Below are 14056 nucleotides of genomic sequence, written 5' to 3'. Positions count from 1 at the left end.
TTCTAATGGGAGCGACTACATTTTGGCTTCTTGAACAGGAGTTGAAAGCTAGAAAAGCAGTTCAACAAACTGCCGAATCAACTGACAAACAAGAAGGCCAAGAAAGTATTGATTTTGAAACACTATCTGATGATCAATTGAAAGAGATTGCAAAAGATCGGGGCATACCCGGCTATTTCAACATGAAGCGCGATACACTGTTAACCAAACTGAAAGGGTGATCCGATGGACATCCAACAAGTAAAACGAATGATAGGGATAACCACTGATAAACATGACGATTATTTATCTGAGGTTGTCCCTATTTTAATTGAGTACGCAAGCGACTTTTGTAAAAATAATTTTGAGCCAGGGGCGCTGCCTGCGGGCGTAAAAATATTTGTCGCAAAAGCAACTGAATATAACATGACGCCGTCCAGCCTGTCCGGGAGGAGTATGGGGGATGTGTCATATTCATATAACACAGAATTCCCTCAATACATCGTGAAAAATCTGTATCCATACAGAAAGGCATTTCGATGATTGCTGAAGAGTTTCCCCACGAAATCACGTTTCAGCGGATGGGTAAGGTGCCGGACGGTGGCGGTGGTTATGAAGAAGGTTACGTTGACTACATCACAACAGAAGCATTAGTCAGTGGCGTCAGTTCCCGGGAATATTATCAGGCTCAGCAGCTGCAAAACCCGGTTGAATGCAATGTGTATTTCCCTTATCGGACTGATATCGAGAAAACAATGAGGATCATTTACGAAAACAAGATCCTCATTCTCAAATCAGAGCCAATTGATCAAGGCGGCATGCATGAAGTCTTGAATCTGAAATGCCAGGTATCGGGGGTGCTGGAGTCTGATGGCAAGAGTTAGCGGTAGATGGGTCAGGCAAATGCGCCGAGCGACTGAAGAGTTCAGGAACAATGTGATTGAGGAAGCTAAACGGATTGTAACTGACACGGCCGAGCTGATTTACAGCAACGCTGTTTTAAATGCTCCAACGGCCATGATCGACGGCGGGAACTTGAAAAATTCAATAGAAATCGATTATCGTGACGGCGGCTTAACGGCCGTTATTTCTGTTGGTGCTGATTATGCAATTTATGTCGAATACGGAACCGGAATCTATGCGGAGGATGGGGGCGGCCGGCAGACTCCTTGGGTCTATTTTGACACCAAGCTTAACCGATGGGTTATGACACGAGGCATGCGGGCCCAGCCGTTCTGGAATCCGTCTATTGAGGAAGGTATGCGTTACTTCGCCAGTCAAATGTGATAGAAAGGGGCTGTCATTATGCGGTCAGCCATGTGGCCGTTGCAAATGGCTATATTTCAAAGGCTATCAACTGATGAAGAGCTGAATGCACGCGTCACTGGTGTGCTTGATGCAGTCTCGAAAGATCAGAAAAAGCCATATGTGACAACAGGCGATGATGACGTTTCGCCATTTGAAACAAAAACGTCTAAAGGTGAAATCATCAATGTTGTTCTCCATTGCTGGAGCGACTACAACGGTAAAAAAGAAGCGATGCAGATCCTTGATTTGATGCTGCAAGCAATAACGAGAGAGCCCCTAGAAATAGAGGGCTTTTCTTTATGCCGTTCTGAGATGCGCGGTATGCAGGTGATCACCGACATTGACGGATACACCAGACACGGCATTCTCAGGATGCGATACACAATAAACAATTGAGAGGATGGAGGAAATGGCAGATTTATTGAATGGTATTGATGAGGTTTACTTTGTTCAACCGATGAATGCTACTTCAACTGAAGGCCTATTTATCGCTTTCCAAACAGAAGGCAGTCATACGAAAGAACAAGACACAAAAGATGAATCAACTAAGTCTGGCCGAATCGTTGGTTATGGACCTAAATCCGAGAACATTGAACTGACATATTATGCTGCTGTCAATGATCCGGGCCAAACAGCAATTGAAGATGCTTATGATAACGAAGAAACAGTTCAGGTATGGAAAGTAAACCTGAATAAGAACGAAAACGAAAAGCATGATTCAGAATATGGACATGCAATCATTGAGAGTTTAGAGAAAAGCGCTCCACAAGATGGGTTTATTGAGGTTTCAACAACCTTGCCTGTTCTCGGTAAGACTCGGAAAGGAGAACTTGATCCTCTGCCTCAAGAATTAATTGACCAGATCAGGTCTTCTGCGGGTGCGAAGAAATTCATGCAGTTTGGCGAGAACGGTAAAACAACAACTACACCCTAAGGCGCCCCAAAATCTATCGTTCACGGCTACTGCTGACAGCGTGACTGTGAATTGGGATGCGGTAGATGGGGCAACGTCATACAAAGTGTATAGAGGAGCGGAAAAGAAGCTTGATGCTACTGTAACAGGCACATCCCACACATTGACAGACATTGCGGCAGATACCCAGCTGACGGTCAATGTCTCTGCGGTTAACGATGCTGGGGAATCACCAATGACAGAGATTATTACGAGAACTCAAGCGACTGCGCCCTGATATACCCCGTAATATAACCACGACAAGTGTCACTTCTAATCAAGTGGGATTCAAGTGGGACGCGGTAAAAGGGGCGACCTCGTACAACATTTACAGATACTACGCAAAGATAGCAACTGTCACGACGAACTCATATCTCTCCAACCCGACTCTTAAACCCGATAGTTCATACATTTTCAATGTATCCGCGGTAAATGCCGCCGGGGAATCGGCTTGGTCAGAGAAATTCACGATTCGCACAAATAAAGAAGAAGCATAGGAGCCCGGCCGTTGCAGGGCTCCTTTTAATATAAAAATTTTGGAGGTTTTATATATGGCTCACTTAACAATTGACGGAAAAGATTATGCTGCACGCTGTGATTTTGCATTCGATAGAACAGCAAACGAGAAATATGCGAAAGAAGATAAAAACGGTGACAAATCAGGCGGCACATTAACGATTTACAACAGTTTGCTGAACGATGACGCTGTTTACCTTTCTGCATTTTGGGATTGCGCGCTGGCTCACTTGAAAAAAGGCAAACCATCTGTCGAGCAAATTGAAGACGCAATCGCCAAGATCATTGAAGAAGATGAAACTGGAAACGCCGTTGATGAGATGGTGAAAGAAGCTTTTAACACACTGGATTCAGCGGGTTTTTTCAAAGGAAAGATCCGTCAGCAATGGAAGATGATGAACAAGCTGTCGAAACCGAAGAAGGTCAGCCCGAACGAGACTCCGGAAATGGAAGCGAAGCGTCTGGAGGAAGACGAAATGAACAAGGACATGCTAAAGACGATGGAAGAAGCGTACAAAGAGAAGACGGGATCGACTATCTCCAAGTAATTGAAAATGCAGCTCGTTGGATGGGTGTCTATGATAACGATGTCATTATGTCATGGACTCCAAATGAGTATAAACGAAAGTTAAAAGCAGCCAAACTCCGTGAAATTGACGAGATGGAAAAGTTGGCGAGAAATGCTATGTTTCATCGCTATGCACTAAACGAAAAGAGACCAAAAGAGTCAAAGATGTTTGACGCCAGAAAAGCGCGCAGAGAGCTTGAGCGTTCTCTGACAAGCGAGGAAAACAAATGGCGTGAATCAGACATAAATAAGCTTGGTCCGAGAGCTAAAGGCGTGCAGATGTTAAACGACGCTGTACGTTCTTACTTCGGAAGACAATCAAAAGAAAAGGGGTGAGGGCATGATCGAGAGGCTTACTGCTGTTGTAGAAGCTCAGACGCAGAGGTTCAACAGGAGTATGGATCGAGTCAATGACATGATGCGGCGTATGGCTGATACCCATACAGTTGAAGTTGAAGCAGAAACCGCAAGCTTCCAAGCAAGAGTTAGACAGGCAGAACAGCAGATCGACAACTTTATTCATCGACACGAAAGAACCCGAGTCGATTTAGACGCAGACGCTGACCCCGTACAAAGGGCCGTTTCAGCAGCAAGGGCTGAGATTGCCTCGTTGCCCAACCGGGTTACAACCAATATCAACGGCGATTCATCAGATTTAACGAGGTCAGTAGCTGCAGCTCAAACTGAGACTAGATCCTTACCAAACAGAGTATGGATCTTCATAGAAGCCCGTACTGATCGCTTCGAAAACTCTATGAATCGTCTGGCGAAAATCACTAACTCCGTTTCTACTGTCATAGGCCATTCACTTGCGGGCGCTTTCACATCTGCATTGCCTGCGATTTCTCCGGTTCTTGCCAGTATTACTGGAGCCATAGGATCACTGGGCCCGATGCTTGGTGTGGCAGCTGGTGGTGTTATGGGGCTTGGTAGTGCGTTTGCGACAGCAGGGACAGGAGCTGCTGCATTTGGGGCACTGGCGGTATCTTCACTAGGTGGTGTTTTCAAAGCTTCTGAAGACTTGAAAAAGCTTCAAGAAAAACTGGATGAAACCACTGACGCCAAAGAGCGCGCTAAAATCATGGAGAAGATCAAGGGCATTCAGCAGTCTCTTGGAAAAGAAGAGAAAAAGGCGCTTGCAACATTAGAAGATTTCAAAACGAACTGGAAGAGCATTTCCGAATCTGTTCAGAAGCCTATCCTAAAAACGTTCACAAGCTCGCTGACAACGTTCAAAGGTGTTCTGAATAGTTTAAGACCTATGTTCAAAAGCGTGGCGAATGGCGGCGTTACACTGGCTAAAAGTATGAATGCAGCATTTAAAGATGCAGACATGAAACGTTTCATTGGTTTCATGAATAAAAATGCAGGCCAGGCTTTTGTGACGTTTGGGAAAATAGCCGGAAACGTATTGCGAACAGTTATGAATCTGATTGTTGCTTTTGGTCCTCTTGGGAACGACATGTCGGCCAGTTTGGAAAAGGCCACGGCTTCATGGGTGAAGTGGTCAGCTAATTTAGGTTCTTCAAAGAAGTTCCAAACGTTTATTGAATATGTCAAAACAAACGGTCCTAAACTGCTGCAGATCATCGGGAACTTATCAGGCGGTCTGACAAAGTTATTTACCGGTTTTGCCCCGATGTCTCAGGACATGATGACATCCCTTGTCAACATGACTCAGAGGTTTAATGAATGGGCCGGCAGCGTCACGAAAACAAAAGAATTTCAATCGTTTATTGACTACATCAAAACGAACGGTCCGACTGTTTGGAGTACGATTGGTGAAATCGCCAAAACAATAATCAATTTGCTCGTTGGTATGGCTCCGTTAGGGCAATCCATCTTGCAAACTGTAAACGGATTTTTAAAATTCACTAATGCTGCGATGCAAGCTAACCCTGCTATTGGGCAATTCATTGCGGTGGGCATTTCATTACTTGGAGCATTAAGAGCAATAGTGCCTGCGATTGCCGCAGTTAGTGCAGTCACAAACGGGTTAAAAGACTTTGTTACCGCGGCTAAGTGGGTAAGAACGTTTGTCACTGGTACCGAAGGATTTACACTCGCTCGAATGGTATCTCAGCTGAAAACCGGAATAATCTGGGTCGGTAAATTCATCGCAAAATACACGGTCATGGCTGCTCAAGCCACAGCAAATGGCGTAAAAATGGCAGCATCTTGGACAGCGATGAAAATATCTGCCCTTGTATCTTCCCTAAAGAGCGGCATAGTTCAAATGGGTCTGTGGATCAAGAATATGACTGTTATGGCGGCGCAGTCAATTGCACAGGCAACACGAACAGCAACAGCATGGACAATCATGAAAATAAGCTCTTTTGTGACTACTCTTAAAACTGGAATAGTTCAGATGGGCCTTTGGATCAAACAGATGGTTGTCATGGCTGCTCAATCTGTTGCGCAGGCAGCGAGAATGGCAGCAGCATGGACAGCGGCTCAAATAAGCTCATTTGCATCTATGTTGGCAGCTGGAATCACACAAATGATTGCATTCGGAAAACGTCTTGTCATTCTTGCGGCTCAGGCGGCTGCAAACGCGGCGAGAATGGCGGCATCTTGGGTCGTTGCTATGGGGCCTATTGGATGGATCACAGCGGCTGTAGTGGCTTTGGTTGTCCTCATCATTGCGAACTGGGACAAGATCAAGGCTTATACAATCAAAGTCTGGGGTGTTGTTTCTAAGTGGCTTTCTTCTGCTTGGACAGGGATTAAGAATGCAGCATCAAAAGTATGGTCGGCTCTTGTCACGCTTATAAAGGCAAACTTCGAATTGCAAAAAAAGGTCGTCATGACCGTTTGGAATGCGATTAAGTCTGCTGCAACAAGAATATGGAATGGCATAAAGTCGGCGTTATCTTCCATCTGGAAGGGGATTATAAGCACTGGAAAAACTGTCTGGAACGGTTTGAAAACTTTCTTTACGGCTTGGCTAAATTTCCAAAAAAAGATATGGTCTACAATTTGGAATGCTGTGAAGTCAACTGTATCCGCGGTTTGGAGAGGTTTAGTTTCCGCCGGAAAGTCAATCTGGAATGGATTGAAGTCATTCTTTACTTCATGGCTAAATGCTCAAAAGAACATGTGGAAGACGATCTGGAATGCGATTAAATCAGCTGTGACGGCCGTTTGGAAAGCTTTGACGTCAACGGCTAAGAATAGCTTTAACGCAATGAAAAATGCTATTTCCAACATCATGAACAGCGTCAAATCTCGTATTAAAAGCATTTGGAACAGTGTTGTGAGCTTTTTCAAAGGAATCAACCTGAAATCGATCGGCCGTAACATTATCCAAGGTCTAATAAATGGTATCGGCGGTATGGCAGGGGCATTAGCCAGCAAAGTGAAAGCTATGGCAAATGCAATCCCTAACGGCATGAAAAAACTTCTTGGAATTCATTCTCCATCAAGGGTTATGCGCGATCAGGTCGGTTATCACGTCGGCACCGGTATGGCGGCTGGTATTGATAAATCACAAACTAAAGTAAAATCGGCTGCGGCCAGTGCGGCCAAGGTTGCACAGAGAGCGGCTGCGGTGGAAGTAAACAACAAAGTAAATAGCACGATGATTAGTTTTGAAGCTCAAAACACTGCTGTAGATACTTACAGCAAGATGCTTCAGACGATAGAAAAGAAGACTACTCTTCAAAGCTTCGATATAGGCAATACGGTTTCTACTAATATAGCAGCGGGGATACAGTATGGGATCAATGCTGTTCAGAATGCAATAAGTACAATCGGTGATGCGATGTATATCGAACAGAAAGATATGAATCTTGCTTATGATACATCCATATCTAGAAGCGACCTCGGCACTGTCAGAAAAGAACTGAGTGCAGATGTTAAAAACCTTGAACTCCCTGAAAGAACTATCGTCATTGAAATGGACAGCAAGAAAGTCGGGCAGGGCGTAGAGAAGCCTGTGACAGACGCACAAAGAAGATCAAATGCAAGGAGGGTGAGAATTAATTGATCAACTATCAGGAGATTTTGCCCAACCAGTGGAAAATCACATTCAATGGGATCGATATTTCACCCTTCTTTTATGTGAAATCAACCACTGGGCGGGGAGTAATGAGCCGAGAGGTAAATACAGCCACAATCGGGAACCGTCCAGGCGGTTTCTTTCGAGGGACCAGACTACCGATAAGAACGATTACTATAGATGTTCTTTTTGCTTTCAGTAGTGAAGAGGAATTGAAGAAGAAGCAAGAAGAATTGACTTATATTTTGCATGCGGAGGAGCCGAAACCACTCATTTTCCATGATGAGCCTGACAGAATCTATTATGCAATTTTTGAGAGCGTATCTGAGGGCGAAGAGAAGGACGGCTTTCAACAGGCTACGCTTACTTTTATCTGCCCTGATCCTAAAAAGTATGGAGCGGCTGCGGAATCTGAACTAAATGCCGGGGTGCAGGTTTTCACAAATCCGGGTTATGCGGAGATTGAACCAAAAATCGAATGTGTTTTTAAAGAGGCAGCCACTTCATATGAGGTGGCTATTTTAAATGGTGATGGATCTGTTTCTAAGACAATAAAAGTCGTTTACAACTTCATCGCCGGCGACACTCTCATTGTTGATTCATCAAAAAGAAAAGTGACATGCAGCGGTAAATTGATCATGACTGCTCTGCAAATACAATCTGAGTGGTTCACACTGCCACCAAAAGTACCAACCCAATTGAAGTTAAGCCACGCAAGCCGCATCAAATTCGATGAGGCTTATTTGTAAGGAGGTCCGTTAATGGCTGACATGTATATTCTTTCACCAGATGATCAAGTGCTGGCAGTGCTGTCCAGCGACGGACAAGAAGCGTGCAGATTTTGGGATGCTAAATACAAAGAAGAGCTGAATAAAGGCTCTTCTTTTTCTTTTGTAGCAGATGCTTCCCATCCTGATGCGCGCTATTTGTTTGAAGAGAATCAGGTTGTCTTTAGAGATAAAGACGGCATTCTCCGATTGTTTGTGATCAAAGAGCTTGATGATACAGATGAGAATTCAGAGGTCAACACCCTTGTAACATGTGAAGCTGCCATGATGGAGTTGACGGAAACGTTTGTGAAAGACTTCCGGCCAACTGACAAAACAGCACAATATGTTCTGGACAATGTGCTCGCTCGTTCTCGGTGGGTGGCGGAGGTAAGCGCTGAACTCGGTACAAACTCCAACACGTTTTATAAGAAAACAGCTTTGGAATGTATTGCTGAAGTGATAAACATATGGGGTGGCGAGCTTCAGGATTCTGTCGAGTTTGATGGAAATAAGATCACAAAGAGAATTATCAAGATATTGCCACGACGAGGAAAAGACAGCGGGAAACGCTTTGAGATAGATAAAGATACAGAGAATATCAAAAGGACTGTCATCAGCTACCCATTGACAGCGCTGTGGGGATATGGCGCCTCTATTGCCTCAACAGACGAAGACGGTGAGGAGACGGGCGGTTATTCGCGGTTTATTGACTTCGCAGAAGTAGAGTGGAAGAAATCAAAAGGTGATCCTGTGGATAAACCACTGGGGCAGGAATGGGTTGGCGATCCGGATCTATTAAAAAGGCTGGGGCGCCTTAAAAACGGTGAATTGATCCACAGAGAAGGGCAATACAACAATGAAGATATACCTGATCCAGCGGAGCTTTTAAAAGCCACATACAACCATCTCATTACAACAGCATCAAAAACTGAGGTGAATTATGAGCTATCAGTTCAATTGCTTCAGAATGTACCAGGTTATGAGCATGAGCACGTTGAGCTGGGCGATACGACAATTGCCATAGACCGAAACTTTGCTATTCCGATAGAAACGTCACAGCGCATTATTTCAATGGAATATGACATAACAGACCCGGACAATACCTGTGTTGTGGAAATAGGGCAGTTTTTATCAGTGCTCCAAGGTGATGATCGGATTAATCAGATAGAGAGTATACTCGACAAAAATCGTGGTACTTGGGAGAGGAAGCCAGACGTTGGCGAAGTCACAGACGGAAGTTTCCCTGACATTATCCCGAAAGTCCCTTCTAACGTAACTGTTAAGGGGCTTTTTTCAGGTACTAGCATCACTTGGGACTATGACCCTTCTTCTTATATTGCTGCATATGAGGTTTATGGATCGCAAACGACAGGGTTTACCCCGTCTATCGAAAACCGGCTATGGCGAGGAAAGCAGAGTGGTTTCCTGCATGAAAACGCTGGCGTTGATAACGTTTGGTACTATCGCCTTAGGGCTGTTAACTATCACGGCAAAGCAAGCGAATTTACAGCCGAGTTTTCAGCAAAAACCCAGCGGATTATGACTGATGACATCCTTTTCGGCGCAATCACAGCGGACAAGCTGGCAAATTTAGCTGTAACAGCGGACGCCATTTCCCGAAATTTTGAAGAAGCTAACATTTTGCCGGGATCGCTATTACGTTTAAGCGACATTTTAAGGGTTGATTCCAGAGTAAGTGTCAATGAGGTAAATGGTTTCAATGAGTTATCCGTGACGAAAGATACAACAGAATACACGTCATTCGGATTTACTACAGGTGGTAGAAACTCACTTAAATTAACGAAAGGCGAAACATACACTTTATCATTTGAGTTGAAACGAGAAACATTGAATGACTTTTCATATATACAGGTCAGGTCGAAAAGTGACACGCAGTACAATTTAACGAACAACTTCACCGATTTGTCGAGTTATCCTGCTGATGAATTTGTAAGGTTCGATCTTCCTTTTGTTTCCCCAGCAACTCTAACTGATGGGCGCGTTTGTCTAGGAGGGAGAACACAAAATCTCACAGATAGCGCTAACTTCACAATAAGAAAAGTGCAGATTAGAAGAGGAAACGTAAGAATGCCTTTCGGATTCAGCCCATACGACACACAACTCACTGACGGTTCTGTTACATCTGCCATTATTGCGGATGCGGCCATCACAAGCGCAAAAGTGGCAGAAGCCGCCATAGGTACGGCGGCTATTCAAAACGCGGCAATTGCACGAGCGCACTTACAAGAAGCAATCATTGACACTGTTCATATAGCTGACGCCGCTATTACAAGCGCCAAAATAAAAGATTTGTCCGCGGATAAAATCACGTCAGGGACAATCAACTCGATTAATATTACAGGTTCATTGATAAAGGGCGGTAAATTCCAAGCGTTGAACACAAATAACAACTTCGATTCTTATTTTGATGGGGAAAAGCTTTACCAATATAAAAGATCAACAGCTAGTGGCACATATGCAGACTACACTGCGACGGAAATAAATTCCTCCCTTCTTTATCAAGAATCCGGTGTAGATTATCAAGACGGGAGCGGGAAAGAAGTATATCGAAGTGTTTCAATTAGCGATGGCAAAGTTTCTGTTAAGGGTGCAGGAGAATATAACAACGTGAATGATTTGGCGGTTGTTGAAATGTACGGAGATTTCACGACATATGGTTATGGAGCGGGTAAAATTGTCATAACGAATACTACGACAGCAAACGTTCCAAAAGACATTTTTACGTTAGAGGGGTACCGAAAAGGTATAGATGTCAACGATCAGTACAACGCTAATTTTACGAACAGAGCAGTCATTTCTGGAAGTTCTACGTTATTAAGTTTACAACCTCTAAACTTTGAAACGGTTGTCGGTGGTGGGATACGTATGAAATCGAAAAAGCGAACTGTTTTCGAGGGTGCACCCGTAGAGTTGACAAAAAAATCAACAATTATAGCCGGGGATGAGTCACTTTCTGACCCTATAAAAATAATGGGGGGCAGTGTCTCGAAGTTAGTGATGGACATACATGGGGAGTTGCAAAACAATCTATGCTTGGCTGTTACAGAAAGAAATGTAATTTTGTCACAGAGCACAGGATCTCATTCTTACGGCAGTGTACATGTAGATTTCATCGAAGCTGATAACTATGACAATGTTGAAAATATTTTCGGTGTTTTCGCACAACCCTACGGACCGAAAACAAGTAATGTAACAGCTGGGGTGGAAAACCAAACATCAAAAGGATTCACGCTATATGTAAGGGGGACGGGCGCTGCTGACGTGGCGGGTCTTGATGTTAAAGTTCGCCTACTTGTGTTATATGAAAAAGTATAAGGGGAATAAAATAAGTGATTAAAACTATTGATTTACACCCGCGTAGATATTCATATATCGAAGGATTGAAAGTAACAGAGAATGAGAATGGATACACTCTTTCTTCCTGCCTTAATAACGAGGTTGGATTTGATGAACCCTTTCAAATGGATGTCGTTGAATTTGACGTTATGCCTGATTCGGAAAGGGATGTCGCTTACGGCCTTCACATTTATCTTGTTAAAGAGACTCGCAAAATGGAGTATAAACTTTTTCGGAGGATTGCTGACCAAGACGGCTATAATTATGATTTTATTGAGAGTAACGAAGATTCTCTCTTAATGAAAAATATCCTAAGTGTTACCGTCTATCCAAATGGAGAAAAAGATGCAATATTTTATAATCATCAAAAGGAGTTGGAACAATGAAACTGGAGCCAATCGACATTCCCCATCAAAATGACGCGAAGACTACTGAAGAGCAGATGAAAGAGCAAATATTAGATTTACAAAGAATGTGTAATGTTTTAATGGTAAACCAGCCTTAAGATCGGAGAGATTCGATGGAAAAACGGAGTGTGTTTTACAACTTTTTTGAGGATTGTTGGAAGAATGGGACTGTTCTAACCATTGAGCTAAAAACTCACGTTCAAACAGGACGAATTACACAAGCTGAATTTGACGAAATAACATCTCTTGAGCGCGGAAACGCTTATCCAGACCAAACAGAATAGGAGAATCAATATGGAAGAAAAGAAATCAAACGAAATGGATTTAGAAACGAAAGTGGAGCTATTCGAAAGAAAAGCGGCAGGTTATCGCCAAAACTGGATGAATGCTGAAGATATAATCATGACATACCAGTACATGATTGAAAAAGACAAACAGCTTTTAGCGGAAAAAGATCAAGAAATTCAGCATCTGAAGGAACACCTTGAGAAATTAGAAAAGAACCTGAACAACTTGAAAGGTCCAGTAAAAATAAATCATCAGAAAAAATAAGCGGCGGAGAAGCGGCTTTTTTATTTTGCCTCTAAGGAGGTGATCAAACGAAATGGAGGAAACGACTGTGTTTATCAATTTTGAAACGTTGGATTTAGCGAGAATATACCTGTTCGGAGGTGTGAAATATCTCGATTTGTTACTGGTTCTCAGCATTATTGACGTCATAACAGGCGTAATCAAGGCATGGAAATTTAAGAAGCTGCGGAGCCGGAGCGCTTGGTTCGGTTACGTCCGGAAGATGCTCAGCTTTTTGGTGGTTATTGTGGCAAACATTATCGATACAATTCTCAACCTGAACGGTGTTCTCACATTTGGAACCGTTCTTTTTTATATCGCCAATGAAGGGCTTTCCATTACGGAGAACCTGGCACAGATCGGCGTTAAGATTCCAGCTGCGATTACGGACCGACTTCATGTAATTGAAGAAGAAAACGAACAAACAACAAAAAAAGATGAACAGGCTGCTGGATAATCCAGCGGCTTTTTCTATATCAAAAATAAAGGAGAGAATAATTATGACAATCGCAGTTAAAAAGAGCCTTGTATCATCATCAAAATACGCTTTAAAATGCCCGAATTATTTGGACGCTGAATACATTACCATCCACAATACAGCGAATGATGCGTCAGCTGCTAACGAGGTCAGCTACATGACCGGAAATACCAGTTCAACGAGCTTTCATTTTGCTGTTGATGATAAAGAAGTAAGACAGGGCATCCCTACCAATCGCAATGCATGGCACACTGGAGACGGTACAAACGGCACCGGGAACCGTAAGTCTATCGGTGTTGAAATCTGCTACAGCAAGTCAGGAGGCGCGCGATATAGGGCTGCTGAAAAGTTGGCTATCAAGTTTGTGGCGCAACTGCTTAAAGAACGCGGATGGGGCATTGATCGTGTGCGGAAACACCAAGATTGGAGCGGAAAGTATTGTCCGCACCGTATTTTGTCAGAGGGAAGATGGGATGAGGTTAAATCTGCCATTGAAAAAGAATTGAAGGCGCTGGGCGGCAAAACATCAAGCAAGAAAACAACTTCATCTAAGACAGTGAAAAACCCAAGCTCAAGCAAAAAGAAATCATCCTTTAATCTACCTTCCGGCATTTTCAAAGTGAAGAGCCCTTTGATGCACAGCGATGCCGTTAAGCAGATTCAAACAGCATTGGCTGCATTGCATTTCTATCCGGATAAAAAAGCCAAAAACTTTGGGATCGATAGCTATTACGGACCGAAAACCGCCGATGCCGTCAGCCGGTTCCAGCTAATGAATGGATTAAAAGCTGACGGCATTTATGGACCAGCTACGAAAGCAAAACTTGAAGCTTTAATGAAATAAAAAACTCCCTCTCTATGAGAGGGAGTTATTTTTTTTTGTTGTAAAAATTCATTGTAAAAAAAGATAAAACTAATAAAACTAGAAAATAAACTATAAAGGTTGAGATAAAGTTCCAAGAGAAAAAGTCAAAGTCTTTATTTAGAGAATAAAATACAATTTGACTTACTAAAGTTATTACGAAAACAACTGTTATTAATTTAGAGAATTTTTTGGTCATGACAAAACACCTCTTCCAATTTAGTGAAATAAACCCATTTAATATAGTAGAATGTCTGGTAAAATATAGTATGTAAATAACGATTAGGAG

Annotated in this window: 19 protein-coding genes; all 19 read left to right on the top strand. The window is 43.1% G+C overall.

Features of this window, described 5'->3' with window-relative positions; all coding sequences use genetic code 11:
• Positions 1-5: 5 nt before the first annotated feature.
• From ABZM97_RS15885 to ABZM97_RS15795, 19 genes are read left to right on the top strand one after another with little or no spacing between them, the layout of a single operon-like run.
• The gene (locus ABZM97_RS15885) at positions 6-221 is read left to right on the top strand and encodes a hypothetical protein (protein WP_033884273.1); all 216 of its coding nucleotides are present in this window, start codon (positions 6-8) and stop codon (positions 219-221) included.
• Positions 222-225: 4 nt separating this feature from the next.
• Positions 226-522 carry a phage head-tail connector protein gene (locus ABZM97_RS15880; protein WP_333560717.1) on the top strand — a complete coding sequence of 99 codons (297 nt, stop codon included), beginning with the start codon at positions 226-228 and terminating at the stop codon, positions 520-522.
• Positions 519-863 carry a phage head closure protein gene (locus ABZM97_RS15875; RefSeq protein ID WP_367386952.1) on the top strand — a complete coding sequence of 115 codons (345 nt, stop codon included), beginning with the start codon at positions 519-521 and terminating at the stop codon, positions 861-863. The genes ABZM97_RS15880 and ABZM97_RS15875 overlap by 4 nt, the downstream gene beginning before the upstream one ends.
• Positions 850-1266, top strand: a complete 417-nt coding sequence (locus tag ABZM97_RS15870) for an HK97 gp10 family phage protein (RefSeq protein ID WP_367386951.1) — start codon at positions 850-852, stop codon at positions 1264-1266. The genes ABZM97_RS15875 and ABZM97_RS15870 overlap by 14 nt, the downstream gene beginning before the upstream one ends.
• A gap of 18 nt (positions 1267-1284) precedes the next feature.
• Positions 1285-1683: a DUF3168 domain-containing protein gene (locus ABZM97_RS15865; protein WP_061187161.1), complete on the top strand. Its 399-nt coding sequence runs from the start codon at positions 1285-1287 to the stop codon at positions 1681-1683.
• 13 nt (positions 1684-1696) lie between these two features.
• Positions 1697-2221, top strand: a complete 525-nt coding sequence (locus ABZM97_RS15860; protein ID WP_367386950.1) for a phage major tail protein, TP901-1 family — start codon at positions 1697-1699, stop codon at positions 2219-2221.
• The gene (locus ABZM97_RS15855; RefSeq protein ID WP_326303457.1) at positions 2187-2477 is read left to right on the top strand and encodes a fibronectin type III domain-containing protein; all 291 of its coding nucleotides are present in this window, start codon (positions 2187-2189) and stop codon (positions 2475-2477) included. The genes ABZM97_RS15860 and ABZM97_RS15855 overlap by 35 nt, the downstream gene beginning before the upstream one ends.
• Positions 2467-2736, top strand: coding sequence for a fibronectin type III domain-containing protein (locus ABZM97_RS15850; RefSeq protein ID WP_326303552.1), 270 nt, complete (start codon positions 2467-2469; stop codon positions 2734-2736). Before ABZM97_RS15855 ends, ABZM97_RS15850 begins: the two co-directional genes overlap by 11 nt.
• Positions 2737-2790: 54 nt before the next feature.
• Positions 2791-3303, top strand: coding sequence for a tail assembly chaperone (locus ABZM97_RS15845; protein ID WP_367386949.1), 513 nt, complete (start codon positions 2791-2793; stop codon positions 3301-3303).
• 20 nt (positions 3304-3323) lie between these two features.
• The gene (locus ABZM97_RS15840) at positions 3324-3659 is read left to right on the top strand and encodes a hypothetical protein (RefSeq protein ID WP_242519881.1); all 336 of its coding nucleotides are present in this window, start codon (positions 3324-3326) and stop codon (positions 3657-3659) included.
• A gap of 4 nt (positions 3660-3663) precedes the next feature.
• Positions 3664-7311, top strand: coding sequence for a tail tape measure protein (locus ABZM97_RS15835; RefSeq protein ID WP_367386948.1), 3648 nt, complete (start codon positions 3664-3666; stop codon positions 7309-7311).
• Entirely contained in the window at positions 7308-8072 is a 765-nt protein-coding gene (locus ABZM97_RS15830; protein ID WP_367386947.1) for a distal tail protein Dit, read from the top strand. The genes ABZM97_RS15835 and ABZM97_RS15830 overlap by 4 nt, the downstream gene beginning before the upstream one ends.
• A gap of 12 nt (positions 8073-8084) precedes the next feature.
• Positions 8085-11429, top strand: coding sequence for a phage tail spike protein (locus tag ABZM97_RS15825; protein ID WP_367386946.1), 3345 nt, complete (start codon positions 8085-8087; stop codon positions 11427-11429).
• Positions 11430-11443: 14 nt separating this feature from the next.
• A complete protein-coding gene (locus ABZM97_RS15820; protein ID WP_367386945.1) occupies positions 11444-11836 on the top strand; it encodes a hypothetical protein in 393 nt (130 codons plus the stop codon).
• Positions 11833-11955, top strand: coding sequence for a hypothetical protein (locus ABZM97_RS15815; protein WP_010329792.1), 123 nt, complete (start codon positions 11833-11835; stop codon positions 11953-11955). The genes ABZM97_RS15820 and ABZM97_RS15815 overlap by 4 nt, the downstream gene beginning before the upstream one ends.
• A 15-nt stretch (positions 11956-11970) precedes the next feature.
• Complete coding sequence (locus tag ABZM97_RS15810; protein WP_010329791.1) at positions 11971-12141, top strand: hypothetical protein; 171 nt, start codon at positions 11971-11973, stop codon at positions 12139-12141.
• 10 nt (positions 12142-12151) lie between these two features.
• Positions 12152-12409: a hypothetical protein gene (locus ABZM97_RS15805; protein ID WP_367386944.1), complete on the top strand. Its 258-nt coding sequence runs from the start codon at positions 12152-12154 to the stop codon at positions 12407-12409.
• A gap of 52 nt (positions 12410-12461) precedes the next feature.
• The gene (locus ABZM97_RS15800; protein ID WP_103803604.1) at positions 12462-12884 is read left to right on the top strand and encodes a holin family protein; all 423 of its coding nucleotides are present in this window, start codon (positions 12462-12464) and stop codon (positions 12882-12884) included.
• A gap of 43 nt (positions 12885-12927) precedes the next feature.
• Positions 12928-13749, top strand: coding sequence for an N-acetylmuramoyl-L-alanine amidase (locus ABZM97_RS15795; RefSeq protein ID WP_367386943.1), 822 nt, complete (start codon positions 12928-12930; stop codon positions 13747-13749).
• The last annotated feature ends 307 nt before the right edge of the window (positions 13750-14056 follow it).

This window comes from Bacillus vallismortis (genome assembly GCF_040784915.1).
GTDB lineage: Bacteria > Bacillota > Bacilli > Bacillales > Bacillaceae > Bacillus > Bacillus subtilis_G.
This window is presented reverse-complemented; position numbering and strand designations above follow the sequence as displayed.